24 protein-coding genes and 1 other RNA gene are annotated in these 23,865 nt (G+C 73.5%); 8 read left to right on the forward strand and 17 right to left on the reverse strand.

All coding sequences use genetic code 11. The features are described from left to right. Positions 1–24 precede the first annotated feature (24 nt). Genes ACWPXV_RS10640 through ACWPXV_RS10650 form a run of 3 tightly spaced genes read right to left on the reverse strand, consistent with a single transcriptional unit; the run spans position 25 to position 3,333 of the window. On the reverse strand, positions 25–1,188 hold the full coding sequence (locus ACWPXV_RS10640) for an ABC transporter permease (RefSeq protein WP_454085213.1): 1,164 nt from the start codon (positions 1,186–1,188) through the stop codon (positions 25–27). Further along, complete coding sequence (locus tag ACWPXV_RS10645; RefSeq protein WP_454085214.1) at positions 1,185–2,351, reverse strand: ABC transporter permease; 1,167 nt, start codon at positions 2,349–2,351, stop codon at positions 1,185–1,187. Before ACWPXV_RS10645 ends, ACWPXV_RS10640 begins: the two co-directional genes overlap by 4 nt. Position 2,352: 1 nt before the next feature. Further along, positions 2,353–3,333, reverse strand: coding sequence for an ABC transporter ATP-binding protein (locus tag ACWPXV_RS10650; RefSeq protein WP_454085215.1), 981 nt, complete (start codon positions 3,331–3,333; stop codon positions 2,353–2,355). Positions 3,334–3,543: 210 nt separating this feature from the next. Between ACWPXV_RS10650 and ACWPXV_RS10655 the strand changes: the two genes are divergently transcribed. Next, positions 3,544–4,803: a hypothetical protein gene (locus ACWPXV_RS10655; protein ID WP_454085216.1), complete on the forward strand. Its 1,260-nt coding sequence runs from the start codon at positions 3,544–3,546 to the stop codon at positions 4,801–4,803. Positions 4,804–4,881: 78 nt separating this feature from the next. Next, positions 4,882–5,790: a class I SAM-dependent methyltransferase gene (locus tag ACWPXV_RS10660; RefSeq protein ID WP_454085217.1), complete on the forward strand. Its 909-nt coding sequence runs from the start codon at positions 4,882–4,884 to the stop codon at positions 5,788–5,790. Here the strand turns inward: ACWPXV_RS10660 and ACWPXV_RS10665 are convergent. The 7 genes from ACWPXV_RS10665 to ACWPXV_RS10695 form a co-directional block, all read right to left on the reverse strand. Then, the gene (locus ACWPXV_RS10665) at positions 5,777–6,286 is read right to left on the reverse strand and encodes a DUF1440 domain-containing protein (protein ID WP_454085218.1); all 510 of its coding nucleotides are present in this window, start codon (positions 6,284–6,286) and stop codon (positions 5,777–5,779) included. The two genes, ACWPXV_RS10660 and ACWPXV_RS10665, sit on opposite strands and share 14 nt — an antisense overlap. Before the next feature lie 82 nt (positions 6,287–6,368). Further along, positions 6,369–7,040 carry a hypothetical protein gene (locus ACWPXV_RS10670; protein ID WP_454085219.1) on the reverse strand — a complete coding sequence of 224 codons (672 nt, stop codon included), beginning with the start codon at positions 7,038–7,040 and terminating at the stop codon, positions 6,369–6,371. Between the two features lie 155 nt (positions 7,041–7,195). Then, an RNA gene (gene rnpB, locus ACWPXV_RS10675) (RNase P RNA component class A) lies at positions 7,196–7,574 on the reverse strand. Positions 7,575–7,588: 14 nt separating this feature from the next. Further along, positions 7,589–8,770 (reverse strand): histidine phosphatase family protein, encoded by a 1,182-nt coding sequence (locus ACWPXV_RS10680; RefSeq protein ID WP_454085220.1) that lies wholly within the window; start codon positions 8,768–8,770, stop codon positions 7,589–7,591. Continuing rightward, positions 8,767–9,504 carry a zinc ribbon domain-containing protein gene (locus ACWPXV_RS10685; protein ID WP_454085221.1) on the reverse strand — a complete coding sequence of 246 codons (738 nt, stop codon included), beginning with the start codon at positions 9,502–9,504 and terminating at the stop codon, positions 8,767–8,769. The genes ACWPXV_RS10680 and ACWPXV_RS10685 overlap by 4 nt, the downstream gene beginning before the upstream one ends. Then, entirely contained in the window at positions 9,501–10,685 is a 1,185-nt protein-coding gene (locus ACWPXV_RS10690; protein ID WP_454085222.1) for a Nif3-like dinuclear metal center hexameric protein, read from the reverse strand. The genes ACWPXV_RS10685 and ACWPXV_RS10690 overlap by 4 nt, the downstream gene beginning before the upstream one ends. 250 nt (positions 10,686–10,935) lie before the next feature. After that, positions 10,936–11,370, reverse strand: coding sequence for an OsmC family peroxiredoxin (locus ACWPXV_RS10695; RefSeq protein ID WP_454085223.1), 435 nt, complete (start codon positions 11,368–11,370; stop codon positions 10,936–10,938). A gap of 145 nt (positions 11,371–11,515) precedes the next feature. Here ACWPXV_RS10695 and ACWPXV_RS10700 point away from each other — a divergent pair, with 145 nt between their 5' ends. Continuing rightward, complete coding sequence (locus ACWPXV_RS10700; protein ID WP_454085224.1) at positions 11,516–12,505, forward strand: aldo/keto reductase; 990 nt, start codon at positions 11,516–11,518, stop codon at positions 12,503–12,505. A gap of 70 nt (positions 12,506–12,575) precedes the next feature. Here the strand turns inward: ACWPXV_RS10700 and ACWPXV_RS10705 are convergent, their stop codons facing one another. Next, on the reverse strand, positions 12,576–13,412 hold the full coding sequence (locus ACWPXV_RS10705) for a formate/nitrite transporter family protein (protein WP_454085225.1): 837 nt from the start codon (positions 13,410–13,412) through the stop codon (positions 12,576–12,578). A 133-nt stretch (positions 13,413–13,545) separates the two neighbouring features. On the opposite strand from ACWPXV_RS10705, the gene ACWPXV_RS10710 reads away from it, so the two are divergent. Both ACWPXV_RS10710 and ACWPXV_RS10715 read left to right on the forward strand, forming a co-directional pair. Further along, entirely contained in the window at positions 13,546–13,752 is a 207-nt protein-coding gene (locus ACWPXV_RS10710) for a DUF2945 domain-containing protein (protein WP_454085226.1), read from the forward strand. A 3-nt stretch (positions 13,753–13,755) separates the two neighbouring features. Next, the gene (locus ACWPXV_RS10715; protein ID WP_454085227.1) at positions 13,756–14,061 is read left to right on the forward strand and encodes a hypothetical protein; all 306 of its coding nucleotides are present in this window, start codon (positions 13,756–13,758) and stop codon (positions 14,059–14,061) included. Between the two features lie 10 nt (positions 14,062–14,071). Here ACWPXV_RS10715 and ACWPXV_RS10720 read toward each other — a convergent pair whose 3' ends face one another. Further along, the gene (locus ACWPXV_RS10720) at positions 14,072–14,485 is read right to left on the reverse strand and encodes a hypothetical protein (protein ID WP_454085228.1); all 414 of its coding nucleotides are present in this window, start codon (positions 14,483–14,485) and stop codon (positions 14,072–14,074) included. 41 nt (positions 14,486–14,526) lie between these two features. Continuing rightward, positions 14,527–15,018 carry a beta-class carbonic anhydrase gene (locus tag ACWPXV_RS10725; protein ID WP_454085229.1) on the reverse strand — a complete coding sequence of 164 codons (492 nt, stop codon included), beginning with the start codon at positions 15,016–15,018 and terminating at the stop codon, positions 14,527–14,529. 229 nt (positions 15,019–15,247) lie between these two features. Here ACWPXV_RS10725 and ACWPXV_RS10730 point away from each other — a divergent pair, with 229 nt between their 5' ends. Genes ACWPXV_RS10730 through ACWPXV_RS10740 form a run of 3 tightly spaced genes read left to right on the forward strand, consistent with a single transcriptional unit; the run spans position 15,248 to position 17,433 of the window. Next, a complete protein-coding gene (locus ACWPXV_RS10730; RefSeq protein ID WP_454085230.1) occupies positions 15,248–16,954 on the forward strand; it encodes an FAD-dependent oxidoreductase in 1,707 nt (568 codons plus the stop codon). A gap of 17 nt (positions 16,955–16,971) precedes the next feature. Next, positions 16,972–17,247: a metal-sensitive transcriptional regulator gene (locus tag ACWPXV_RS10735; protein WP_454085231.1), complete on the forward strand. Its 276-nt coding sequence runs from the start codon at positions 16,972–16,974 to the stop codon at positions 17,245–17,247. Between the two features lie 39 nt (positions 17,248–17,286). Further along, the gene (locus tag ACWPXV_RS10740; protein ID WP_454085307.1) at positions 17,287–17,433 is read left to right on the forward strand and encodes a hypothetical protein; all 147 of its coding nucleotides are present in this window, start codon (positions 17,287–17,289) and stop codon (positions 17,431–17,433) included. Between the two features lie 55 nt (positions 17,434–17,488). Here ACWPXV_RS10740 and ACWPXV_RS10745 read toward each other — a convergent pair whose 3' ends face one another. From ACWPXV_RS10745 to ACWPXV_RS10760, 4 genes are all read right to left on the reverse strand, one after another. Continuing rightward, positions 17,489–19,924 (reverse strand): glycosyl hydrolase 53 family protein, encoded by a 2,436-nt coding sequence (locus ACWPXV_RS10745; protein ID WP_454085232.1) that lies wholly within the window; start codon positions 19,922–19,924, stop codon positions 17,489–17,491. Between the two features lie 69 nt (positions 19,925–19,993). Then, complete coding sequence (locus ACWPXV_RS10750; RefSeq protein WP_454085233.1) at positions 19,994–20,875, reverse strand: sugar ABC transporter permease; 882 nt, start codon at positions 20,873–20,875, stop codon at positions 19,994–19,996. A gap of 2 nt (positions 20,876–20,877) precedes the next feature. Continuing rightward, positions 20,878–22,485, reverse strand: coding sequence for an ABC transporter permease subunit (locus tag ACWPXV_RS10755; protein ID WP_454085234.1), 1,608 nt, complete (start codon positions 22,483–22,485; stop codon positions 20,878–20,880). A gap of 65 nt (positions 22,486–22,550) precedes the next feature. Continuing rightward, positions 22,551–23,819, reverse strand: a complete 1,269-nt coding sequence (locus ACWPXV_RS10760) for a sugar ABC transporter substrate-binding protein (RefSeq protein WP_454085235.1) — start codon at positions 23,817–23,819, stop codon at positions 22,551–22,553. Between the last annotated feature and the right edge of the window lie 46 nt (positions 23,820–23,865).

Raw genomic sequence — 23,865 nt, forward strand, 5'->3', positions numbered from 1 at the left:
GGGCGGGGGGTGGGCCGGCGGACGCTACATGGCCCGGGCGACGCTGCGGCGCAGCGCCCAGGCGCCGAGCCCGACGAGGACCACGGCCATCGCCGCGAGCACGCCGAGCTGGGGCGCGATGTCGGCCAGGCCGCCGTCGTGGCGCTGGATCTCGGCGAAGGCCTCGTAGCCCCAGGCGTGCGGGGTGGCGTGGGCGACGGTGCGCAGGGTGTCGGGCATGAGCTCGAGGGGGAACATGCACCCGCCGAGCGCGGCGAGGACGAGCCCGAGGCCCACGCCCACCCCGTTGGCCGCGCCCTCGTGGTCCATGAGGGAGCCCAGCACCATGGCCGCGCCGGTGGCCACGAGCCCGAAGACGAGGACGATGAGCAGCGCCAGGCCGACGTCCCCGAAGTCGACGCCGAAGATCAGCACGCTGGCGACCATGATGTAGACGCCCTGGAAGCTGGCGATGACCCACCGGCCGAGGACCTGGCCGAGGATCGCCTGTGCGCCGGACACCGGCGCGGCGAGCACCCGCCCCTGGACGCCGAGGCGGCGGGACTGGATGAGGGTGACCGCGCTGCCGAGCGTCGAGAGGAAGACGAAGAGCAGCACCATCGTCGCCGCGCCGAGGTCGAACTGGCCCAGGCCGCCGAGCTCCTGGGCGATCTCGTCGACGTCGACGGCGCTCAGCTCCACCGGGGCCACCGCCTCCCGTGCCGCGGCGAGCGCGGCGTCCGCCTCGGCCGCGGGGACGCCGGCGTCGGTCAGGGCGGTGAGCTGGGCGCGGTCCAGGGACAGGGTCTGCAGGGCGGTCCGCACGAGCTGGGCGGCGGCCGGTGCACCGGCGTCGGAGGAGGAGATGAGCTCGACCTCGGCGGGGGCACCGGCCGCGAAGGCCTCCTCGGCGGCGTCGTCGACGAGCAGGCCGATGTCCACCCGCCCGCGGGCGACGAGCTCGCGCATCTCCTCGGGGTCGGTCGCGCTCACGGTGCCACCGGCGTCGGTGAGCTCGGCCGTGAGCGCGGTGCTCAGCTCGCCGCCGCTGCCGGTGAGGGCCACCCGGCCCGAGGGGCCGCCGCCGCCGAACTGCAGCCCGATGACGACGACGAGGAGCAGCGGGAAGATGAGCGCGAAGAAGATGTTCGAGCGGTCCCGCACGAAGCGGCGCAGCTCGGTGCCGGCGATCGCCAGCGGCGCCCTCACGACGTCACCCCGCGGTCGGGCACGAGCCGGGAGAGCAGCGCGAGCACCGCGGCGAAGGCGAGCATCATGCCGACCGGCCCGGCGACGTCGGCCAGTCCCCCGCCGCCGGCGGTGATGCCGAGCGCGCGGGTGAAGGCGGAGACCGGGTTGAGGTCGAGGAGGGTGGCCGCCAACCCGCCCGCGGCGACGGGGAAGAACGCGCCGCCGGCCAGCCCGAGGACGACGGCGAGGATCGCCTGCGCGACCCCGGCCTGCTCGGCGGTGCGCGCCACCCGGGCGACGACGAACATGAGCGAGGTGGCCGCCGCGACGACGCTCAGGACGAGGACGAGGACGACCGGCTCGGAGCCGAAGTCCACGTCGAACAGGAGCGTGCCGGCCCCGAGGAGCACGAGGGTGGCGGTGACGCCGAGGACGTAGCTCGACAGCGCCTTGGCCCCGACTATGAGGCCGGGGCGGATGGGCATCGACCGCAGCCGCGCGAGGGTCCCCTGCTCGCGCTCGTTGACGAGGGCGAGCACGCCGAAGCCCACGGTGAACAGGAGGAACAGACCCGCCTGCCCGGCGACCGTGGTGGCGGCGGGGTCGAGCTGCTCGGTCGCCGTCGTGCCCTCGACGGTCGTCAGGGCGGGGGGTGCCTGGGCCACCTGCCGGCCCACCGCACCCACCGCCTCGTCGGGGAGCCCGACGGCGGCGCCGGCCCGCGTGGCGACGGTCCCGGCGGTCATCTGCTCGGTGACCCCGCGGACGACGAGGAGCAGGACGTCGGTCTCCAGCCCCGCGCCGTCACCCTCGACGAGCTCGACCGTGACCGGCTCTCCCGCGGTGACGGCCGCCCCGAAGCCCTCGGGCACGACGATCCCGAGTGCGGCGTCGCCGGACTCGGCGAGCGGGCGCACCTCGTCGGCGGCGACGGGCTCGACGGTCACCGCGAAGTCCTCGATCCCCTCGAGGGTGGCGAGGAGGGTGGCCGCGAGCTCGTCCTCGGCGGGGACGGCAGCCGCGACGGTGACGGCGCCCAGCTCGGGGGCGTCGCTGCCGGAGAAGACGAGGTTCATGACGAACATGAGGGCCACCGGCACGAGCACGCCCATGATGAGGACCGAGCGGTCGCGCACGCGCTGGCGCAGGTCGCTGGCGGCCATGGTGAGGAGCGGTCGCATGTCAGTCCCGCAGCGCCTTGCCGGTGAGGTGGAGGAAGACGGACTCGAGGTCGGGGCGGGTGATCTCGACGTCGGACAGCTCCATCCCGCTGCGGCCGGCGGTCGTCACGACCCCGGCCACCGCCGTCGGGGCCTGGCGCAGGTGGAGGACGAGGTCGCGCCCCTCGACGACGACGTTCTCGACGGCGGGCAGTCCGCGCAGCGCGGTGGCCGCGGCGGCGGTGTCCCCGGTGCCGACGAGGCGGATCTCGTCGAGCTCACCGATGATCCGGATGAGCTCCTCGCGGGTGCCCTCGGCCTGGAGGCGGCCGGCGTCGATGATGCCGATGCGGTCGCACAGCCGCTCGGCCTCCTCCATGTAGTGGGTCGTGTAGAGGACGGCCATGCCCTCGGTCGACAGCGCCTCGACCGACTCGAGGATCGCGTTGCGCGACTGCGGGTCCACGCCGACGGTGGGCTCGTCGAGGATGAGGAGCTCGGGGCTGTGGAGCAGCCCGATGCCGATGTTGAGCCGGCGCTTCATCCCGCCGGAGAACTCCTTGGTGGCGTCCTTGGCGCGGTCGGTGAGGCCGATGAGGTCGAGCACCTCGGCCGTCCGGCGCTTGAGCGCGGCGCCGCCCAGGCCGTGGAGGCGCCCGAAGAACTGGAGGTTCTCCCGGGCGGTCAGCTCGGGGTAGATCGCGAGGTCCTGCGGGACGAGACCGAGGTAGCGCTTGGGCTCGACCTCGCGCGGGCCCATCCGTCGCCCGCCCACGGTCACCTCGCCGTCGTCGGCGGCGAGAAGGCCCGCGACCATCGAGATCGTCGTCGTCTTGCCGGCGCCGTTGGGACCGAGCAGCCCGTACGTCTCCCCCGGTGCGATCCGGAAGGAGACGCCGTCGACGGCGGTGAGGTCACCGAAGCGGCGAACGAGGCCGGTGACCTCGAGGACCGGGGACCCCGTGCGCGGCTCGGCGGGGCGGTGGGCGACGTCGCTCGTCACGTGGGCTCCTGCCGGTGGGTGGGTGGTGCGGATCATCGTGACACAGCGCGGGACGCCCACGCGGTGGTATTCCGCGCCCCCCGCCGCGCCGACCCCGGCGTCGGCGCGCGACCGTTCGCAACCGCCGTCGCGAACCGGCCCCTGCGGCACGCTCGCGCCACTACTGTGCCGGTGAGGCGCCGCCCGGCGCCCCGTCGACAGGGGGAGCACGTGCCGCGACACCGCCTTGTGGCCCTGGGGGCGCTCGCCGTCCTCGCCGTCAGCGCCTGTGACGGCGCCGAGCCGGCGGCGGTCGCCCCCGAGCGGAGCGCGGCGCCGGCCGTGTCGGGCCTCTCCGGGCCGGACGGGTCCCCGCTGGCGGTCACCGAGCTGAGCCTCCCGGCGCCGCAGGACGCCCCCGAGGCCGGCGTCGAGGTCGTCCGCACCCTGCCCTACCGCGAGGGCGAGGACCCGACCGTGACGCCGCTGGCCGTCTCCCCGTCCGGGGAGGTGCTCGTCTCGACCTTCGCCCCCGGCTCCTTCGACGCCGGCTCGCTGGAGCTGCTCGCGACGACGCCGGTGCACCTGTGGACCGGGACCGGGCTCCAGCCCCTGGGGCGCACCGAGGCCCTCGGTGAGGCGCACCGGCAGGTGGTGAGCGGGACCTTCGCCGGGGAGTCCCCGGCGTGGCACGAGACCACGGGCGTGCAGATCGGCACGACCGACTGGCGCGTGTTCGCGAGCGCAGGCGATGCCCCGGTCCTCCTGGCCCGCTCGGAGCAGGTGGTCCCCGACACGGAGCGCGCCGGTCTCGCGGGCCACCCGAGTCTGACCGCGTCCGGGGACCGTGTCGGCTGGGAGACGGCGCAGGCGCGGGAGGACGGCACCCTGCGCACCCGGCTCGTGTCCGTGCCGGTGTCCGGCGGGGAGCTGCGGGTCGAGGCGGAGCTCGCGACGATGCCCGCCGGTGTCGCGGGCGGCTGGGTGACGCTGCGCCTGGAGGACAGGGACGTCGTCGGCGTGGACGCGGACGGCGACGCGCAGGCGCCTGCCGCGGGGACGAGCATCGACCTCGTCACGCCGGGCGGCGATGCCCGGACGCTCGTGGAGCTCGACGGCGCCTCGGTCCTCGAGCTCGCCGCTGGCGGCGGGGAGGTCGTCGCCTGGACGGACGAGGCGGACGTCTTCGTCGGCACGACCGAGGGGCCGGAGGTCCAGCGCCTCCTCGCGGTGCCCGGCACGAGCGTCGTGCCCGGGTCGCTCGCGGTGTGCGGCGAGCGTGCCGTGTGGGCGGCCTCCCCCGCCGACGGGCCGTCCACGACCTACGTCTTCGACCCCGCGACCGGGGAGGTGAGCGCGCTGCCCACCGGTGCCGGGGACGGCACGACCGTGTGCGGCGGGCCCTTCCTCGCGTGGACGCAGCTGGACGACGACGGCGGGGAGCACGTGGTGGCGCTCGCCCGGTTCACCGCACCGGCCGGCGCCCGCTGAGGTCGCGCGGGGGCGGTGCCTACGGGGGGGGTTGAAAACCGCTGGGCTGCGGGCCGCTGCGACGGTACCGTCCCGGCGATGAGCACCTTCCCGCCGGCCGGTGACACCCCGTCCGGCGAGGCCCCGTCCGGCGCCGACGTCTCCGTCGACCGTGAGGACGCCCTGCGCGCCAACCGGGAGAACTGGGACGACCGCGCCGACATCCACGCCGCGTCGGCGATGTACGACCTGCCCGGGTTCGCCGCCGACCCGGGCCGGGTCAGCGACGTCGCCGCCGAGGACCTCGCCATCCTCGGGCCGCACCTGCCGGGCGGGACCGTCGCCGGTCTCGACGTCGTGCACCTCCAGTGCCACGTCGGCAAGGACACGCTGTCCCTCGCCAGGCTCGGTGCCCGCGTCACCGGCGTCGACCTGTCCCCGCGCAGCCTGGAGATCGCCCGCGGCCTCGCGCGCGAGTGCGGCCTCGAGGCGCGCTTCGTCGAGGCAGACGTGCAGCACGCGGCCGACGCCGTCGACGACACTTTCGACGTCGTCTACACGAGCATCGGCACGGTCACCTGGCTGCCCGACCTCGGCGCCTGGGCGCGCAGCATCTCCCGGCTGCTCCGACCGGGCGGCACCTTCTTCATCCGGGACGGCCACCCGATGCTCTACACGCTCGACGACGCCCGCAGCGACCTCCTCGAGGTGCGCTACCGCTACTTCCCCTCGACGCTCTCCCAGACCTGGGTGGACACCTACTCCTACACCGGTGACCCGACGCCGATCGCGCACGCGCGCACCTACGAGTGGCCCCACTCCCTGGCCGAGATCATCGGCTCCCTGCTCGGGGCCGGGCTGCGGATCACGAGCTTCGACGAGCAGCAGACCGTCCCGTGGCCGGCCCACCCCCTCATGGAGGAGACCGACGGCGTGTGGGCCTTCCCGGAGCCGCTGCGGCAGACCGTGCCGACGACCTACAGCATCACCGCCGTCAAGGACGGCTGACGCGGCGGAGAACCGCCGTCGTCGTCTCGAAGAGGGCGGGCACGGCGAGCCCGAAGGCGACGTGCCCAACCAGTCCCCGCAGGTGTGACGCGAGCGGGTAGTCCTGGGGCGGCGCCGCCGAGCCGACCAGGGGGTTGGCGACCTCGTCGACGAGGAGGGAGACCGACAGGCCGAGGGTGAGCCCCGCCGTCAGCGGCCGCAGACCGAGGCGACGGCGCAGGAGCACGTAACCAGGGACGAGGGCGGTGCCCATGGCGTAGTGGAAGGCGAGGCCGAGCCGCTCCGCCGTCCCGGCGTCGAGCTGCCCGCCGACGGCGCCGGCCGCTCGCTGCATGAGGGCGGCGTAGGCGACGTCACTGCTCGCCTCCTCCTCGCGCCGCCGTGACTCCTTGGACTGCCGTTTCTGGAAGGCCGTGGTCGCCCTGTTCATCACCCAGGAGGCGCCCACGCCGGCGACCGCTGTCGCTGCGACGTCGCGGGCCAGATACTCACGCATGTCGTCCTCCGAAAGGCGCGGCGGTGCTCGTGGCCGACGGTAGTCGCCGCAGGGCGCCGCCGCGCGTCCGTGGCTTGGCGCGTCAGCCGCTGAGGTGCTCCGGGCACGGGCCATCCTGTGCACTCTGGGTGGCCACGAGCCAGGCACCATCGTGGTCGGTGAGGCGCACGACGAGATGGAGGGGGTCGCCGTCGAGCCCGTAGACCACGGTGCCGTCACTCTCCTCCAGCGCCCCCTCGATGTGCACGCACGCGTCGAAGGTGATGCCGAGCCCCGCGTCGTCCGTCTCCGGGACGACGAGGGAGTAGAGCTCCATCCCGAGCACCTCGGCGCGACCGTTCACCACCCGGCCGACCTCGGCGAGGGCGGCTGCCTCAGCCTCGATCGCCTCGAGGACGTCACCGGTGGCGGTGGCGAAGAGCTCCTCGACCAGCTCGCGGTCGCTGAACCCGGTACGAGCCGCGGCGTCGTACGCGGCGCGGTGGGCGACGTACGCCGCCTCGGCCTCGAGCACCATGCCGTCGATCTCCTCCTCGGGCGGCATGCGGGCGGCGAGCTCCGCGGGCAGCGTGGGGCCCTCGGGGGCGGCGGAGTCCGGCTCGGGCTCGGGCTCGGGAGTTGCGAGCGGCTCGGGGCTCCCGCTCGCGCTCGGTCTCCCGGACGACGACTCCCGCGCGGACTCCTGCCCGGGGCTGCACCCGGCGAGCACGAGGGCGACGGCAGCGAGCATGACGGTGGCTGGGCGGACGCGCACGGGACCTCCTCCGGCTGCCGGCGGACGGGCCCGCCGTGAGCCCCAGGGTGGCGTCGTCGGCCGACGCGCGCGGCGGCAGAAGCGCGGCCTGTGGACGGGGCGTGCGCGGAGACGGCCTGTGGACGACCCTGCGGCGGAGCAGAGCGCCGCGAGGGCGGATGAGTCGGCCGGTACGCCGGGTTCTGTCCCGCGGCCCGTTACCGGCCCGCGGTGGCGGCCATCCATCTACGACGTACGTTGCCGCACGCCTCCAGCGACCTACCCGCAGGCTCGGGCGAGCAGCCCTCAGGCGCCTGCTGTCTGGTCTTGCTCCGGGTGGGGTTTACCTAGCCGCACCGGTCACCCGGCACGCTGGTGGTCTCTTACACCACCCTTTCACCCTTACCGCCGCGGCCCGGAGGCTGCGACGGCGGTCTACTTTCTGTGGCACTGTCCCGCGGGTCACCCCGGGTGGGCGTTACCCACCACCCTGCTCTGCGGAGCCCGGACGTTCCTCGTCGCCCCGAGGGGCGCCGCGACCGCCTGGCCGACTCATCCGCCCGCCGAGTCTAGCCGACCTCGCTGCCCACCAGCTGCGCCGGGCAGCCCATGACATGGACCTCGCCGCGCCCGCTCCACCGGCGCACCACGCTGATCGTGCCGGGCGCGATGCGGAAGACGTCCCAGGCCTCGGTGGGTGCCTCGACGACCGTGCCGATGACCGCGGCGATGACGTCGGCGTGGGCGGCGACGACGATCGTGCAGCCGCCGCAGGTGTCGTCCAGCCGTGCCAGCGCGCGCTCGACGCGGACGGCGAGTTCCGCGCGGGACTCACCGGGCGCGGCGGCGGCGAAGTCGTCGTCGACGGTGGGGATGCCGAGGTCGGCGACCTCGCTGATGAGCTCGGCGGTCTGCTGGGCGCGCACGAGCGGGGAGGCGAGGAGCATGCTCGGACGGGCCAGGTGCGGCCACAGCGTGAAACCGATCGTGTCGACGACGGCGGCCGCGGCACCCGCCAGCGCCAGACCGTCGTCGGTGAGCTCGGGGTCCTCCTCGCCGTCGCGCGGGGTCCAGCCCGGGCTGACGAGGACGAGGGTGATCGCGTCGGGGTCGGACAGGGACGGCGCGTTGGTGTCGACGTCGGGGATGGGCGGCTCGTCGTCCCAGTCCTCGTCGGTGTCCGACGCCGGCCCCGCGCCGTCGTCGGCGTCGGCTGCGCTGTCGGTGGGACCTGCGCCCTCGGCGGAAGGGGCGTGGGTGCGGTCGATGGCGCCTCGGCTGTCCATGACGGCGTTGGCGAGCGCGTCCGCGGCGCCGTTCTCGGCGCGCGGGACCCACGTGTAGGTGACCTGGCCGGCGGGCAGGATCCCGCGGGCCTCGTCGGCGAGGCGCCGCATGTCCGCGTGCTTGATCTTCCAGCGGCCTGACATCTGCTCGACGACGAGCCGGGAGTCCATGCGGACCTCCACCTGCGCCGTCGGGTCGATCTCGGCGGCCGCGCGCAGCCCGGCGACCAGGCCGCTGTACTCGGCGACGTTGTTCGAGCACTCCCCGAGGTACTCGGCCCGCTCGGCGAGGACGGCCTCGCCCTCGCGGACGAGCGCGCCGTAGCCGGCCGGGCCGGGGTTGCCGCGGGAGCCGCCGTCGGCCTCGACGACGAGCACGCGCCCGGAGGGGACCAGCCCCCGCTCGGCCGCGCCCTCCGCCGCGGTGGCGAGGGGCTCGGCGTCGAAGAGGCTGGCCTGGTTCACTTCGGTTCCATCCTCACGATGATGTAGCCGTAGTCCTCGTGCTGGACGACCTCCTCGGCGGGCGCCGAGTGGATGGCGTCGAGCTCGGTGAGGGAGAAGTCGAGCTGGGTGCCCTCGGTCCGCGAGCCGTACAGCGCGACGGCGGCCAGGCCACCGGTGCGGTCCCGGACGCGGTCGTACAGGGCCAGCAGCCCCGCGTCGGTCTTCTCCGCGGCGGCGGCGCGCTCCTTGGCGACCGACTCGAGCTGGCCGTCGATGGTGGCCCACTCGGCGTCGCGGGCCGCGACGTGCCGGGCGATGTCCGCGGCGATGGCGGCCTCCTGCTCGCCGAGCTCGGCGAGGCGGGACTCGGCCTCCTCCAGGCGCTCCATGACCTCCAGCTCGGTCTCCTCGAGGTCGCCCTGGCGGCGGGCGAGCTGCTCGAGCTCGGACTGGAGAGCCTGGGCCTCCTTGGCGGAGACAGCACCGGAGTCGAGGCGGGCCTGGTGGCGGGTGGCGCGCTGGCGCACCTGGTCGACGTCGGACTCCGCCTTGGCGAACTCGCGGCGGATGTCACCGACGACGGTGCGCTCCTCCACCTGGGCGCTGCGCAGGTCCTCGAGCCGGCCCTCGAGCTCGGCGATCGTCTCGAGCACGGGCAGGGTGCGGCGCTGGTGGGCCAGCTTCGCGGCGCGCGTGTCGAGCGTCTGGATGTCGAGCAGTCGGCGCTGGTCGGCCACCGGGGCTGTGGTCACGGGGTGACTCCCTCGTTGTCGGTCGTGGTGCCATTGTCGGGGGCGCCGAGGCGCAGCGTCCACGGGTCTGTGACGGTCGTGCTCACGTGTGTGCGGAGGCTCGCGCCGCTCTCGCGCGCGTCCTCCTCGAGCCGGGCCGCCGCGACGGGCAGCCAGGGCCACTCGCTGGCCCAGTGGGTGGCGTCGATGAGGTAGGGCGGGCCCGCCTCCAGCGCCTCGGAGGCCGGGTGGTGGCGCAGGTCGGCGGTGAGGTAGACGTCGGCGCGCAGCGCGCGCACGGTGCCGAGCAGCGAGTCGCCCGAGCCGCCGCACACGGCCACCCGGCGCACCTCGGCGTCGAGGTCCCCGGCCACGCGGATGCCCTGCGCGGTGGCGGGCAGGACGGCCGCGACGCGCTCGGCCAGGGCACGCAGCGAGGTGGGCTCCGGGAGGACGCCGATGCGGCCGATGCCCGTCCCCGCCGGGTGGGCGGCGTGCTCGACGACGGAGAAGGCCGGCTCCTCGTAGGGGTGGGCGGCGCGCAGCGCGGCGACGACGGCGGTGCGGCGCTCACGGGGCAGGGTCATCTCGAGGCGGTCCTCGGCCACCTCGGTGATCTCGCCCCGCTCGCCGATCGTCGGGTTGGCGGCCGCGCCGGCGCGGAAGGTGCCCTGGCCGGCGACGGTGAAGGCGCAGCGGTCGTAGTCGCCGATGTCGCCCGCGCCGGCCGCGGCGAGCGCGTCGAGGACGTCTCCCGTGTGGTCCTGGGGGACGAAGACGGTGAGCGTGTCGAGCGCGGCGGCGTCGTGCGGGGTGAGCGGCTGGCGCTCGCGCAGGTCGAGGAGGTCGGCGAGCGCGTCGGCCACTCCCCCGACGGCGGAGTCGGCGTTGGTGTGCGCGGTGTACAGCGCGCAGCCGGCGCGGACGAGGTCGTGGACCACCCGGCCCTTGGGGCTGGTCGCGGCCACCGAGGTGGTCCCGCGCAGGTAGAGGGGGTGGTGGGTGACGAGCAGGTCCACGCCCGCGGCAATCGCCTCGTCGACGACGGCCTGGACGGGGTCGACGGCGAACATCACCGTGCGGACGGGCGCGTCCGGGTCACCGGCCACGAGGCCGACGGCGTCCCATCCCTCCGCCGTCCGCGGCGGGTATCGCTGCTCGAGGAGGCCGACGACGTCGGCCACGGTCAGGGTGCTCGCCATCCGCCCAGGCTATCGGTGCCCACCGACGTCCCCCGCCACGCGCCGTCGCCCGCGACCGGCGGTGCGGCTCGCTCACCGGAACGACTGGTGGCGCCCGCATCCGTCCCGCGCCGCAGGAGAGCTTCCGCGCCGCAGGGGAGCACGGAGGAGCGTGGTGCGGAGACGTGAGATTGATCCACCTGGCGGATCAATCTCACGTCTCGTGCACGCTCTCCCCTGCGGCAGGGGCGCGGCCGTCGGGACGGGCGGCTCAGGCCAGCTGGACGTCCGCGAGGGTGATCTCGGTGCCGGCCAGCGCCTGGCTCACCGGGCAGGTCTCCTTGGCCTTGCGGGCCAGCTCGTCGAAGCTCGCGGCGTCGATGCCCTCGACGGTCCCGCGCACGGTGAGCTCGATGCCGGTGATGCCGGTGCCCGCGACAAAAGTGACCGCCGCGCTCGTGTTGAGCTGGGTGGGCGGGGTGCCGTTCTCCTTGAGCATGTTGGAGAACTGCATGGCGTAGCAGGTCGCGTGGGCGGCGGCGATGAGCTCCTCGGGGGTGGTCGTCCCGCCCTGCTGCTCACCGCGGGACTGCCACGCGACGTCGAAGGTCGCCTTGCCGGAGGTCTCCAGGGTGGTGGTGCCGGAGCCGGTGAACAGCTCGCCGTTCCACTCGGTGCTCGCCTTGTTGACCACGGGGTTGGGCATGGGTCTCTCCTTCGCACACGGGGCGGCCCGGAGGCCGGCGGCGCCGGAACTGCGCCGACCCTGCCATCCCACCACAGCGCCGCCGCGAGCACACCGCAAAGGCGCCGGTAGCCTGGGCGCACCCCACCCGCATCGAAGGAGAAGCATGCAGTCGCGCACCCTGGGCCGTACCGGCCGTACCGTCTCGGCCATCGGCCTCGGCACCTGGCAGCTCGGCGCGGACTGGGGGGACGTGGCCGAGGCCGACGCCCTCGCCGTCCTCGACGCCTCCGCGGAGGCCGGCGTCACCTTCTTCGACACCGCCGACGTCTACGGTGACGGCCGCAGCGAGTCGATCATCGCCCAGTGGCGCCGCGCCAACCCCGGCACGGACGTCACGGTCGCGACGAAGATGGGCCGGCGCCTGCCGCAGGAGCGCGAGAACTACTCAATGGACAACTTCCGGGCGTGGACCGACCGCTCGCGCCGCAACCTCGGCGTCGACACCCTCGACCTCGTCCAGCTCCACTGCCCGCCCACCGCGGTGTACGGCATCGACCGCGTCTTCGACGACCTCGACACGCTCGTCGAGGAGGGCGTCACCGCCGCCTACGGCGTGAGTGTGGAGAAGGTCGAGGAGGCGCTGGCCGCGATCGCGCGCCCGAACGTCGCGACCGTCCAGATCATCCTCAACGCCTTCCGCCTCAAGCCGCTGGAGCAGGTGCTGCCGGCGGCCCGTGAGGCCGGGGTCGGGATCATCGCCCGCGTACCGCTCGCCAGCGGCCTGCTCTCCGGCCGCTACACCCCCGAGACGACCTTCGCGGAGAACGACCACCGCAGCTTCAACCGCCACGGTGAGGCCTTCGACGTCGGCGAGACCTTCTCCGGCGTCGACTTCGAGACGGGCGTGCGCGCCGCCACCGAGTTCGCGTCGGTCGCCCGCCTCCTCGTCCCGCAGGCGACGACGGCGCAGGTGGCGCTCGCGTGGGCGGCCGCCCAGGACGGCGTCTCGTCCGTCATCCCCGGTGCGCGCAACCCCGAGCAGGCCCGGGCCAACGCCGCGGCCGGCTCCCTGGAGCTGCCCGCCGAGCTCGACGACGCCGTCCGCACGATCTACGACCGCGACCTGCGGGAGTCCATCCACCCGCGCTGGTGACACCGGCCCCCCTCGCACGCTTTTCGTGCGACGGGCGGGGGTTGTCGCCGCGTGGTGAGGCTGGGCCGGGCTACCGCTCGTGGGCGGTGTCCGGGTCCTCGGGCGCCTGCTCGCGCCAGTGGACGACGAGCTCCTTGGACCTCACCACCCGGAGCGTCGTCACGAGGACGATGCCGCCGACGACGTTGAAGAAGACGGTGTAGCCGAACCAGGCGAGCCAGTCGAGGAAGGCGATGTTCGCGCCCGCGTGGATGGCGCCGAAGACCAGCAGCGAGTCCAGGATCGAGTGGAAGAGCTGCAGGCCGGCGAGCAGGAAGCCGCTGGTGACGCCCGCGACGACGCGGACGATGTCGGAGTCCGTGCCCTTCTGCATCCGGGTCATCAGCGTCATCGTGCTGCCGCCGAGGACCGCGAGGCAGACGGTCTGCAGGGTGAAGGGGGCGTCGACGAAGTGGCGGGCGGACTCCTCGAGCGTGCCCCACCACTCCGGGAACGCCTGCACGACGATCCACATGAACACCCAGCCGCCGGCGAGGTTGGCCACCAGCGTCCCCGCCCACAGCTTGGCGAGCTGCCAGATGCTCGCCTGGCGGGTCACCAGACCCATGACCGGCACGAGGAAGTCCTCGGTGAACAGCTCGCTGTGCGCGAGGAGAACGGCGATGAAGCCCGCACCGAAGGCGAGGCCCGCGAGGAGGTGGTTGTCGGTCTCGTGGAGCACGGCCAGGTAGGCCATGACACCCAGGCCCACCTCCATCCCACCGAACAGCCCGGTGATGAGGACGGAGCGGAACGTGCGGTGCAACCGCTGGGCGCCCTCGTCCATCACCTTGTCGAAGGCGTCCTTGAGCTCCTGCTCCACGGGGAAGTCGGTCTCGCCGAGCTCTCGGCGTCGTTCCTCGCTCATCCCGCTCCCCTGACGTGTCGGTCGCACCTGTCGGCCTGGACACGGTGACACGTCACCCGCCGGTGCGCCTTCGCGGGCGTGCCGGTGGCCAGCTGATGTGCCACCGTGGTCGCCCCGACGGAACGGAGGAACCATGGCACTGTCCCAGGGCGACCGCGTCTCGTGGAACACGCCGCAGGGGGTCGCCCACGGCGTCGTCGTCGACACCCGCACCAAGGACTTCCAGCTCGCCAAGCAGCACTTCACTGCGAGCGAGGACGAGCCGATGCACATCGTCGAGTCCGGGAGCAGCGGCAAGCGTGCCGCGCACCGGCCCGGGGCCCTGACGAAGGAAGGCTGAGCGGTGGCGACCCCACCCCAGGGCGTGCAGCAGGCCGCCGCCCGAGCCGTCCGCTGGATCGAGGAGGGCAAGGCCGGCAAGGGGTTCACCGACGTCGGCCGCGACCGTGCCTACCAGCTCGCGCGCGGCGAGGAGGTGAGCGAGGAGGACCTGTCGAAGATGCACGCCTACTTCGCGCGGCACGTCGTGGACCGTGACGCTCCCGGGTTCCGCGGCAACACACCCGGCTTCCCGTCCCCCGGCCGCGTCGCGTGGGACGCGTGGGGCGGGGATGCCGGGCGGCGCTGGGCGGACCGCCTGGCCGGCTGAGCGGGCGGTCTCAGGCGCCGGGCAGGGTGCCGTAGCTGTTGGCGTAGGTCTTCCCGGGCTTCGGACGGGTGAACTTCAGGGCCGACCACGTGTCGTCCACGCGCAGGCAGGTGCTCTCGACGAGGCCCAGGTCGTAGCCGATGGCGATGACCGACCGGATCGTGAGGTCGGTGCCGAGCCGCCCGCCCTTGGGCCATGACACCCACAGCGTGCCGCCCGGGGCCAGCCGATCCCGGAGCGGCGGGAAGGCCACGCGCATCTCCTCCTGGCGGGTGACGAAGAGGTGGCCGTAGTCGAGGTCGCCGTCCGCGACGTGCTCGAGCTCGGGGAGGCGCAGGGCGGCGAGGGCCTCCGCAGGCGCCCCGACGACGTGCGCGCGGGATCCCGCTCGCACCCCCATCTTCTCCGCCACCGTGCGGGCCATGCCCAGAGGCTAGCCCTGCCGCACCCGGGTCGCGCAGCGCGCTACTCGACCTCGGTGAGCGTCCCGTCGGTGACGGAGTAGACGAAGCCGCGAACCTGGTCCTTGTGCGGGACGAAGGGGTTCGCCGCGATCCGGGCGAGTGACTGCCGCACGTCCTCGGCCGGGTCGCGGAAGGACTCCGGGGCCCACGGCGGCCGGATGCCCGTGTCGGCCTCGATCTGGGCCTTGAAGTCGTCGTCGGTGAAGGTGAGCATCCCGCAGTCGGTGTGGTGGACGAGGATGATCTCCCGGGTCCCGAGGAGGCGCTGGCTGATGACGAGTGAGCGGATCTCGTCCTCGGTGATGACCCCTCCGGCGTTGCGGATGACGTGAGCGTCCCCCTCCTCCAGCCCGAGCAGGCCGAAGGGGTTGAGCCGCGCGTCCATGCAGGCGACGACGGCGACGTGCCGCGCCGGCGGCATGGGCAGGTCTCCCTTGGTGAAGCCGGCGGCGTAGGCCTCGGCGTTGCGGAGGAGCTCGTCGGTGACGCTCATGGTGGGACCTTTCGGTGGACTGGCTCGTCTCGCGGCCGGCCCGGCCGCTGCGCCCATCCTCGTCCCTGCCCTCACCGGCCCGGTGACGTCCGCGGGGACATCTCGCATCCTGGTCCGCCTGGCCTCCCCATCCCGCGGCTCGGGCCGCACAGTCGGCTCGACGCGGACGTGGCGGACGTCATGCCTCGTCCGCGGGGACCGGATACCCCCTGGGGTATATCGTCGTCACATGACAACTTCCTCCCCGACCCGCATCGTCGTCGTCGGCGGCGTCGCCGGCGGCATGAGCTGTGCCGCCCGCGCGCGCCGGCTCGACGAGAGCGCGGAGATCATCGTCCTCGAGCGCGGGGAGCACGTCTCCTTCGCCAACTGCGGCCTGCCGTACTACGTGGGCGGCGAGATCGCCGAGGCCGACGACCTCCTCGTCCAGACCCCCGAACGGCTGCGCGCGGCTCTCGACCTCGACGTGCGCCCCGGCCACGAGGTCGTCGGGCTCGACGCCGCGGCGCGCGAGGTCCTCGTGCGCACCGCCCGCGGCGAGGAGCGCATCGGCTACGACGCGCTCGTCCTCTCCCCCGGCGCCCGTGCCGTGCGTCCCCCGCTGCCCGGCGTCCACTCCCCGCGCGTGCGCACCCTGCGCACCGTCGACGACGCCGTCGCCCTGCGCAGGCAGGTCGACGGGGGCGCCCGCCGCGCCGTCGTCCTCGGAGCCGGCTTCATCGGCGTCGAGGCCGCCGAGGCGCTCGCCGCGCAGGGCCTCGACACCACGCTCGTCGAGCTCGCGCCGCACGTGCTGCCCCCGCTCGAGGCGGAGCTCGCCTGGCCGGTCACCGAGGAGCTGCGCCGGCTCGGGATCTCCGTCCACGCCGGGACCGGCGCCCAGGAGGTCCTCTCCGGCGCTGAGCACGACGTCGTCGTCCTCACCGACGGCACCCGCCTGGAGGCCGACCTCGTCGTCCTGTCGGTCGGCGTCCGCCCCGACACCGCGGCCTTCGAGCGCGCCGGTGTGGCCACCGAGCGTGGCGCGATCGTCGTCGACGAGCACGGCCGCACGTCCCTGCCCGGCGTGTGGGCCGTTGGTGACGCGACCGTGAGCACCGACCCGGTCACGGGTGTGCGCCGCCCGGTGGCCCTGGCCGGACCCGCCAACCGCGCCGGTCGCCTCGTCGCCGACCACATCCTGCGCCCGCACGCCGCACGCCCGGTCCCCCAGCCGCTGGGCACGGCGATCGTCCGCGTCGGCGAGCTCACGGCAGCGATGACGGGAGCCAACCGCGCGGCCCTCGACGGTGCGGGGATCGCCTACCGCACCCTCCACCTGCACCCGAACCAGCACGCCGGCTACTTCCCCGGCGCCGACCAGATCCACCTCGTCGTCCACGTCCGCGAGGAGGACGGCCTCCTGCTCGGGGCGCAGGCGGTGGGCACCGACGGCGTCGACAAGCGCATCGACGTCCTCGCCACCGCGATCCGCCACCGGGCGGAGGTGGCCGACCTCATCGACCTCGACCTCGCCTACTCCCCGCCCTACGGGCAGGCGAAGGACGCGGTCAACCTCGTCGGCATGGTCGGCGCGAACGTCCTGGACGGCACGCTGCGACTGTGGGACGCCCGCGACGTCGACGACGTCCTCGCCGGCGCGCTCGTCCTCGACGTCCGCAGCGCCGCCGAGGTCGCGACCGGCATGCTGCCCGGCGCCCTCCACGTCCCCCACACCGAGCTGCGCGGGCGCCTCGACGAGATCCGGGAGGCCGCGGCCGGCCGCCCGGTGCGCGTCATGTGCGCCTCGGGCGTGCGCTCCGCCATCGCCCACCGGGTGCTGGCGCAGGCCGGGTTCGACTCCGCGTCGCTGTCGGGCGGCACGCTGACCCTGCGCGCCGTCCTCGGCGAGCGGGCCCGTACGCTCCTCGCCCCCCGCGTCCACCAGCCCGCCTGAGCAGAGGGAGACCACCCGTGAAGACCCCCGACGACGCCGCCCGGCGCCGTGTCCTCAACCGCCTCCGCCGTGCCCGTGGCCAGCTCGACGGCGTCATCGCCGCCGTCGACGGCCAGGCGGACTGCCGTGACGTCCTCACCCAGCTCGCTGCGGTCACCCACGCGCTCAACCGCGCCGGCTTCGCCATCGTCGCCACGGCGATGGAGGAGTGCCTCGTGGACCCCGACAGCACCCAGGAGCGCGAAGGCCTCACCACCGGCGAGCTCGAGAAGCTCTTCCTGTCCCTCGCCTGACCACCACCACCCAAAGGAGAACCCCCGATGTGCCGACCGGTGACGTGCACGACCTGCCAGAAGACGACCTGGGCCGGCTGCGGCGAGCACGTGGACGACGTCATGCGTGACGTGCCGCCCGCCGAGCGCTGCCACGGGCACGAGAAGGTCGACGCCGGCTTCCTCGCCCGCCTCTTCGGCCGCTGAACGAGCAACGGGCCGTGACCACCCGCTGGGGGTGGCCACGGCCCGTTGGTCTGCGCTACTCCTGCCCGCTCACCCGGCGGCGCGCAACGAGCGCCGTGGCACCGAGGCCGAGGAGGAGGGCGACCGTGAGCAGCGGCAGGGTGACGCCGGTCCGGGGCAGCTCGCCGTTGCCGTCGCCCGTGCCGGGCCGGTCAGCGGGGCCTCCCGCGTCGGCGTCCTCGGTCGGCGGCGCGACGGGGTCGGTCGGGTCCGTCGGCGGGTCGGTGGGGCCGTCCGTCGGCGGGTCGGTCGGGTCGGGCCGCTCCGCGAGCGCGTCCAGCGCCGCCTGCAGCTCGAGGACCGCGGCGTCCACGCTCGCCTGGCCGGGAGCGGGCGAGTCGAGGACGAAGCCGGCGCGGGCGAGCGCGGCGTCGAGCACGGCCAGCGACCCCTCCGTGTACGCGTCCCGGTCGAGATCCCCCGCGAGCGCGACGAGCTGCTCGAGAGCAGACGTGTCCACGGCCTCCGCCTCACTCACCGCGACGAACGAGAAGGTGTCGAGCGCGCCCCACGCTCCCCCGCTGAGGCTGAGGTCCGCGCGGATCGTCACGACGCCGTCGGCCCCGACGGTGATCGGCTCGGTCTGCGGGTGCTGCCAGCTCTGCCACCCGTCGGTGGTGAAGCTCGCGGACACGGTCGAGATGCCCGAGGCCGCGGAGATGCTCATCGTGTCCTCCGGGCCGGCGTCGCCACCGTGGGCCACGGCGGAGAGCCGGTACTCACCCGGCGGGACGTCCCGGAGCACCTGCTCGATCGAGAAGCTGTAGGGCGTCGCGGAGTAGAAGTGCGCCGAGCGGGCCCCCTCGTGCGGGTCGCTCGTCGAGCTGATCGTGTACCCGGTGCCCGAGCCGGTCCACGGCTCCACGCCGTCCTCGAAGCCGGGGTTGACGACGAGGTTGACGCCCTCGGCGTCCTCGGACCGGACGGTGACGGTCGCGGTCACCGCGTGACCTGCCTCGGTCGTGCCGCGCACCGCGTAGGTGCCGGCGCCGAGGATCCAGTCGGTGGAGTCGAGCCAGGTGACCCCCTGCTCCTCGGAGGTGCCGTCGGTGTAGGACACCGAGACCGTCTCCGGGAGCAGCACCGGCTCACCCTCGAGCACCGACAGCTGCGGGCTCTCGACGGCGTCGAGCTCACGCGGGGCGACAGAGCCGGTGCGCGCGTACTCGTAGACGCGCAGGGACTCCAGCGGGGTGCCGTCGTGGGCGAAGAGCGCCTGGTTGTCCCAGCCGGAGCCGCCGAAGTCGTCGGCCCAGTCTGCGGGGTCGAGGTCCTCGGACCAGCCGCCGGCCGGGTCGTAGAACTCCTGGGAGTAGGTCGTGGCCCAGCCGGAGCCGTCGCGCTGCCACAGCTCCCAGTTCTCCTCGAGGTCCTCGGGCGGGCCGACCGGGAGCCACGCGGGCTCCCAGTAGAAGGTGCCGATCCCGCGCCCGTCGGACACGTTGGCCACGGCCTGCATGACGTCCCGCACCGCGAGCGCCTGGCCCTGGACGGAGGCCGAGTAGGGGCCGTCGACGCTGCGCACGGAGTTGGGCTGGCCGTCCCCGTCCTCCAGCGTGTAGGTCCACGACGTCTCGGCGACCGCCACCTCCTTGTCGTAGGTGGTGGCGACGTGGTCGAGCACGGCCGTGAGGTTCTCCGGCGTGCCGTGCCAGAAGGCGTAGTAGGAGCTGAGGAACACGTCGTAGTCGACGTCGCGCTCGTCGAGCTCCCGGGCGACGGACGCGTACTGGCCGGCCCGCTCGGGGTTGGTGAAGTGGACGGCGACCTTGACGTCGTCGCCCAGGGTGTCGCGCACGGCGCGCGAGCCGGCGTCGAAGAGCTCGGCGGTGCGGTCCCAGCCGCGGGTGCCGGCGATCTCGCCGTTCGTCGTCTCGTTGCCGATCTGGACCATCCCGACGTCGACGCCGGCGGCCTCCATCTGCTCGAGGGTCTCGGTGGTGTAGTCGTACAGCGCCTCCACCCGCTGCTCCTGGCTCAGCTCGCGCCACGCCCGCGGGGAGTACTGCTGCCCCGGGTGGGCCCAGAAGTCGGAGTAGTGGAAGTTGACGAGCACGCGCATGCCCGCCTCGGTGGCGCGCACGCCGATCTCGGTGGCGCGGTCGGCGTCGACGTTGCCGGCGCCGTAGCCCTTCGTCGGGTCCGCCTCGAGGTAGGGCTCGTTCCACACGCGGATGCGGGCCCAGTTGACGCCCGCGTCGGCGAGCACCTCGAAGAGGTCGGCGTCGTTGCCCGCGAAGTCGCGGAAGGTCACGCCGCTCTCCTCGAGGGACAGCACCGAGGAGAAGTCGGCGCCGTTGATCCAGTCCTCCCCCATGCCTTCAACCCGGGGCACGGTGATCCCCGCGTCCACGGGTCCGTCGTCGGCCCCGGCCGGTGCGACGAGCGCCCCGCCCACGAGGGCGGCGCTCGCCGCGGCGACCACGGCCGCCCGTCCTGTGCGTCCTGCCATGTCAGTCCTTCCGTCGATCGTCGTCGATCTGCTCCCGTGCGGGCCGCACGGGAGGTCCTGCAGGTGTGCTCAGCCCTTGACGGAGCCGGCGGACAGGCCGCCGACGATGTACCGCTGGAGGGAGAGGAAGAGCACGAGAATGGGGACGGCGGCGACCATCGAGCCGGCCGCGAACAGGCCCCACCGCGAGGTGAGCTGGTTGGACACCCACTGGTACATCCCCACCGCGAGCGTCCAGTTGTCCTCACCGGTGAGCACGATGCGGGCGAGGATGAAGTCGCCGAAGGAGGAGATGAAGGCGAGGAGGCCGACGACGGCGAGGATCGGCGTCACGAGCGGCACGATGATCTGCCAGTAGATCTTCGCGTGCCCGGCGCCGTCGATGCGGGCCGCCTCGTCGATCTCGATCGGGATGGTGTTGAAGAAGCCGTACATGAGGAAGGTGTTGGCCCCGAGCGCGCCACCGAGGTAGACGCAGATGAGCGCGATCTTGGAGTTGATGCCCAGCTGCGGCACGACCTCCCCGAGTGCGATGAGGAGAAGGAAGACGGCGACGAAGGCGACCGTCTGGGGGAACATCTGGATGATGAGCAGCGTGGTGAGCGACGCGCGCCGCCCCGTGAAGCGGAAGCGGGAGAAGGCGTAGGCGGCCGCGCCGCCCATGAGCACCGCCCCGACGGCGGCCGCGCTGCAGACGAGCAGCGTGTTGGCCACCCACGTCCAGTACATCGTCCCGCCGAGCGCGGCGTAGTTCGCCTGGCTGAGCTCGCTGAACAGCGAGGAGGAGCCGGCGAGGGAGCCGCGCGGGTCCAGGGACGCGGACAGCGCGTAGACGAGCGGGAAGGCCGCGTAGAACACGACGACGACGGCGACGGGGTACTTCCAGCCGACCTCCGCCCACCAGCGCCGACGGCGGGTGGTCGGGCGGGGCGTCTTCTGCGACGAGGCCATGGCTAGATCTCCTCGAGCTTGCGGGTGCGGCGGAAGGCGAGGGCCGAGATCACTCCGATGACGATGAACACGATGATCGACAGCGCGCTGGCCAGGCCGTAGTCGGCCCGCCCGCCCGAGACGCCGGAGATCTGGTAGATCGCGGAGATGAGGATGTCGGTGGACCCGAGCGGCACGGTGGCGCCGGGGAACGCCGGGCCGCCGCCGGTGAGCATGTAGATGATCGTGAAGTTGTTGAAGTTGAAGGCGAAGGAGGAGATCGCCAGCGGCGCCGTCGAGACCATGAGCAGCGGCAGCTGGATCGAGCGGAACTGGCGCCAGCGCCCGGCGCCGTCGATGCGCGCCGCCTCCATCGTCTCGGCCGGCAGGGCCTGCAGCGCGCCGGTGGTGACGAGCAGCCAGTACGGGTAGCTGAGCCACAGGTTGACCCACAGGACGGCGATCTTCGCCAGCCACGGGTCACTGAGCCACGGGACGCCCGCGCCGAGGAAGAACCACTCGTTGATGACGCCGAACTCCTGGTTGAGCATGCCGCGCCACAGGAGGGCGGACATGAACGCGGGGAAGGCGTAGGGAAGGATGAACACCGTGCGCAGCACCTTGCGGCCGCGCACCCGGGTGTCGTTGTAGATGAGGGCGATGAGCAGGCCCAGGCCGAAGCTCGAGAGCACGGTGAGGGCGGCGAAGGCGAAGGTCCACAGCGTGACCCTGAGGAGCGGCCCGGCGTAGTCGGCGTCGGTGAAGGCCCGGACGAAGTTGTCGAAGCCCACACCCACGTACCAGCCGGCCGCGAGCCGGTCCCCCTCGGGGCTGACGAAGCTGCCGCGGTCGTCCGGGGAGTAGACCGTGCCGGTCTCGGTGTCGGTGAGGGTCTGCGCCTGCTCGTCCCACTCGAGGCTGGAGGTGTAGACGGTGCCGGTGGAGCCCTCGCGAGTGCGGATCGCGCCGTCCTCGGCGTCCTCCGAGACGGGCACGCGCAGGTCCGCGGCCGCCTCCTGGAGGGCCGCGTCGGAGAAGAGGTCGGCGCGCGGGACAACCTCCCAGCCGGGGACCTCGACGGCGGCCCCGCGCTCGTCGACGACGGCGCCGGAGACCGGGGTGAGCGGCTGCTCCTCGGTGCCGACCCGCACGACGCCGTCCTCACCGGTGACGGCGAAGCCGAGCTCCCCGCCCTCGCGGACGAGGGCCAGCGGGTAGGAGGGCGCGCCCTCGACCCGGCGCTCGTCCTGGATGAGGGCCGCGTCCACGGCCTGCTCCATCGAGCCGAGGTGCCCGGTGCCGTAGTTGGTGAAGGCGACGTAGCCGGTGTAGCCCATCGTGAAGATCTGGAAGACCCCGAGGAAGACGAGCCCCGGGTAGAGGTACTTCAGCGGCACGGCCCGGCGGGTGAAGTAGATCCAGTCCGCCAGGACGAGCAGCAGCACGAGGACGCCGAGGATGACCCAGGACCGGGCGCTGTAGGCCGACAGGATCGCGGCCACGCCCAGGGCGTTGACCACCATCATGACGGCGAGCTTGAGCAGGAAGCCCCAGCCGGGTCCTCTCCAGCTGCGGGCGTGGCCCTCGGTGGGCGCGGACGGGCGCGTCACGCCCTCCTGACCGACGGACATCTCGACTCCTTCGGGTCTGTGCCTGCCGGGTCGGGGCGCGCTGCGCCCCGACCCGGCAGGCGCTGTCAGTCGGCGATCGCGGACTCGATGTTGCTGACCATGGTCGGCCAGACGTCCTGCGGGTCCTCACCCTTGATGAGGGCGATCTGGACGGGGTTCCAGAACTCCCACACGGCGCCCATCTCGGGGATGTTCGGCATGGGCACGCCGTTCTGGGCGGAGGACAGGAAGCCGGCGATGACCGGGTCGTCCGCCACCTGCTCGGCGACGGTGGTGAGGGCCGGGATGCGCGGGTCGGCCTCGTAGAGGGCCTGCTGCGCCTCGTCGGTGGACATGTAGTTGGCGAGGAACTCGTTGGCGAGCAGCGCGTTGTCCGACTGCGCGGAGAGGTAGAAGCCCTGGACGCCGACGAAGGGCGCGGCGGTCTCCCCGCCCGCGGACGGCACCGGGCCGACGGCGACGTTCACGCCGGCGTCCTGGTAGGTCGGGATGGTCCAGGGGCCCTGGACGATGAAGGGCGACTCACCGGTGGAGAAGAGCTCGTTGCCGATGTCGTAGTCGACCGTGTCGGTGAAGTAGCCGGTGCCGGCCTGGCCGTTGTCGTACAGCCACTGCGCGTAGGCCAGGCCCGGCTCGCCGCCGAGGCCGACCTCGCTGGTGTAGGAGCCGTCCTCGGCCTGGACGAAGACCGGTGCCCCGAAGGAGGTCTGGAAGGCGTAGGAGGTGTACATGTCACCCTCCGTGCCGTTGGTGTAGAAGACGATCGGGCGCTCGGCGAAGCCGGCCTCCTCGGCCATCGCGATGAGCTCGTCCCAGGTCTCGGGGGTCTCCTCGCCGACGAGGTCGACGTTCTGGATGAGGGCGACGGTCTCCTGCGCGTAGGGCAGGGCGTAGAGCTGGCCGTCGTAGGTGAGGGCGTCGAGGGTGACCTGCTCGAAGTCCGCGGCGCGCTCGCCGAGGTCGATGGTGTCGACGACGCCGGACTCGACGAACTCGCCGAGCCAGTCGTGGGCGCCGACCGTGATGTCGGGGCCTTCACCGGTGGGCACCTGGGCGAGGAAGTCCGCGCGCAGGTCCTCGAAGTTCTTCTGCACCACCGTGACGGTGGCGCCGGTGTCGGCCTCGAAGGCCGCCGCGGCGTCGGCGATGGCCTCGTTGCGCTCGGCGTCGGACCACACGACGAGCTCGGCGCCCTCCGCGTCACCCCCGCCGGTCTGCTCCTGCGTGGCGGCGGGCTCGGCGCTCTCCGCCGGCTTGGGGTCGTCGCTGCCGCAGGCGGCGACCAGGGCGACCGTCGCCACGAGCGAGGCACCGACTCCTAGATACTTGCGCATTGCTCTTCCTCTCTGAAGGGGCACCTTCGGTACCTCTGGTGGTGGC

Source organism: Georgenia sp. Marseille-Q6866, assembly GCF_965111665.1.

Excerpts from the sequence above, each read along its gene's own strand:
- ACWPXV_RS10660 (WP_454085217.1), top strand. The coding sequence starts at position 4,882 with ATGAGCACCTTCCCGCCGGCCGGTGACACCCCGTCCGGCGAGGCCCCG.
- ACWPXV_RS10700 (WP_454085224.1), top strand. The coding sequence starts at position 11,516 with ATGCAGTCGCGCACCCTGGGCCGTACCGGCCGTACCGTCTCGGCCATC.
- ACWPXV_RS10730 (WP_454085230.1), top strand. The coding sequence starts at position 15,248 with ATGACAACTTCCTCCCCGACCCGCATCGTCGTCGTCGGCGGCGTCGCC.
- ACWPXV_RS10645 (WP_454085214.1), bottom strand. The coding sequence starts at position 2,351 with ATGCGACCGCTCCTCACCATGGCCGCCAGCGACCTGCGCCAGCGCGTG.
- ACWPXV_RS10705 (WP_454085225.1), bottom strand. The coding sequence starts at position 13,412 with ATGAGCGAGGAACGACGCCGAGAGCTCGGCGAGACCGACTTCCCCGTG.
- ACWPXV_RS10720 (WP_454085228.1), bottom strand. The coding sequence starts at position 14,485 with ATGGCCCGCACGGTGGCGGAGAAGATGGGGGTGCGAGCGGGATCCCGC.
- ACWPXV_RS10755 (WP_454085234.1), bottom strand. The coding sequence starts at position 22,485 with ATGTCCGTCGGTCAGGAGGGCGTGACGCGCCCGTCCGCGCCCACCGAG.
- ACWPXV_RS10710 (WP_454085226.1), top strand. The coding sequence starts at position 13,546 with ATGGCACTGTCCCAGGGCGACCGCGTCTCGTGGAACACGCCGCAGGGG.
- ACWPXV_RS10750 (WP_454085233.1), bottom strand. The coding sequence starts at position 20,875 with ATGGCCTCGTCGCAGAAGACGCCCCGCCCGACCACCCGCCGTCGGCGC.
- ACWPXV_RS10725 (WP_454085229.1), bottom strand. The coding sequence starts at position 15,018 with ATGAGCGTCACCGACGAGCTCCTCCGCAACGCCGAGGCCTACGCCGCC.
- ACWPXV_RS10695 (WP_454085223.1), bottom strand. The coding sequence starts at position 11,370 with ATGCCCAACCCCGTGGTCAACAAGGCGAGCACCGAGTGGAACGGCGAG.
- ACWPXV_RS10665 (WP_454085218.1), bottom strand. The coding sequence starts at position 6,286 with ATGCGTGAGTATCTGGCCCGCGACGTCGCAGCGACAGCGGTCGCCGGC.
- ACWPXV_RS10745 (WP_454085232.1), bottom strand. The coding sequence starts at position 19,924 with ATGGCAGGACGCACAGGACGGGCGGCCGTGGTCGCCGCGGCGAGCGCC.
- ACWPXV_RS10690 (WP_454085222.1), bottom strand. The coding sequence starts at position 10,685 with ATGGCGAGCACCCTGACCGTGGCCGACGTCGTCGGCCTCCTCGAGCAG.
- ACWPXV_RS10760 (WP_454085235.1), bottom strand. The coding sequence starts at position 23,819 with ATGCGCAAGTATCTAGGAGTCGGTGCCTCGCTCGTGGCGACGGTCGCC.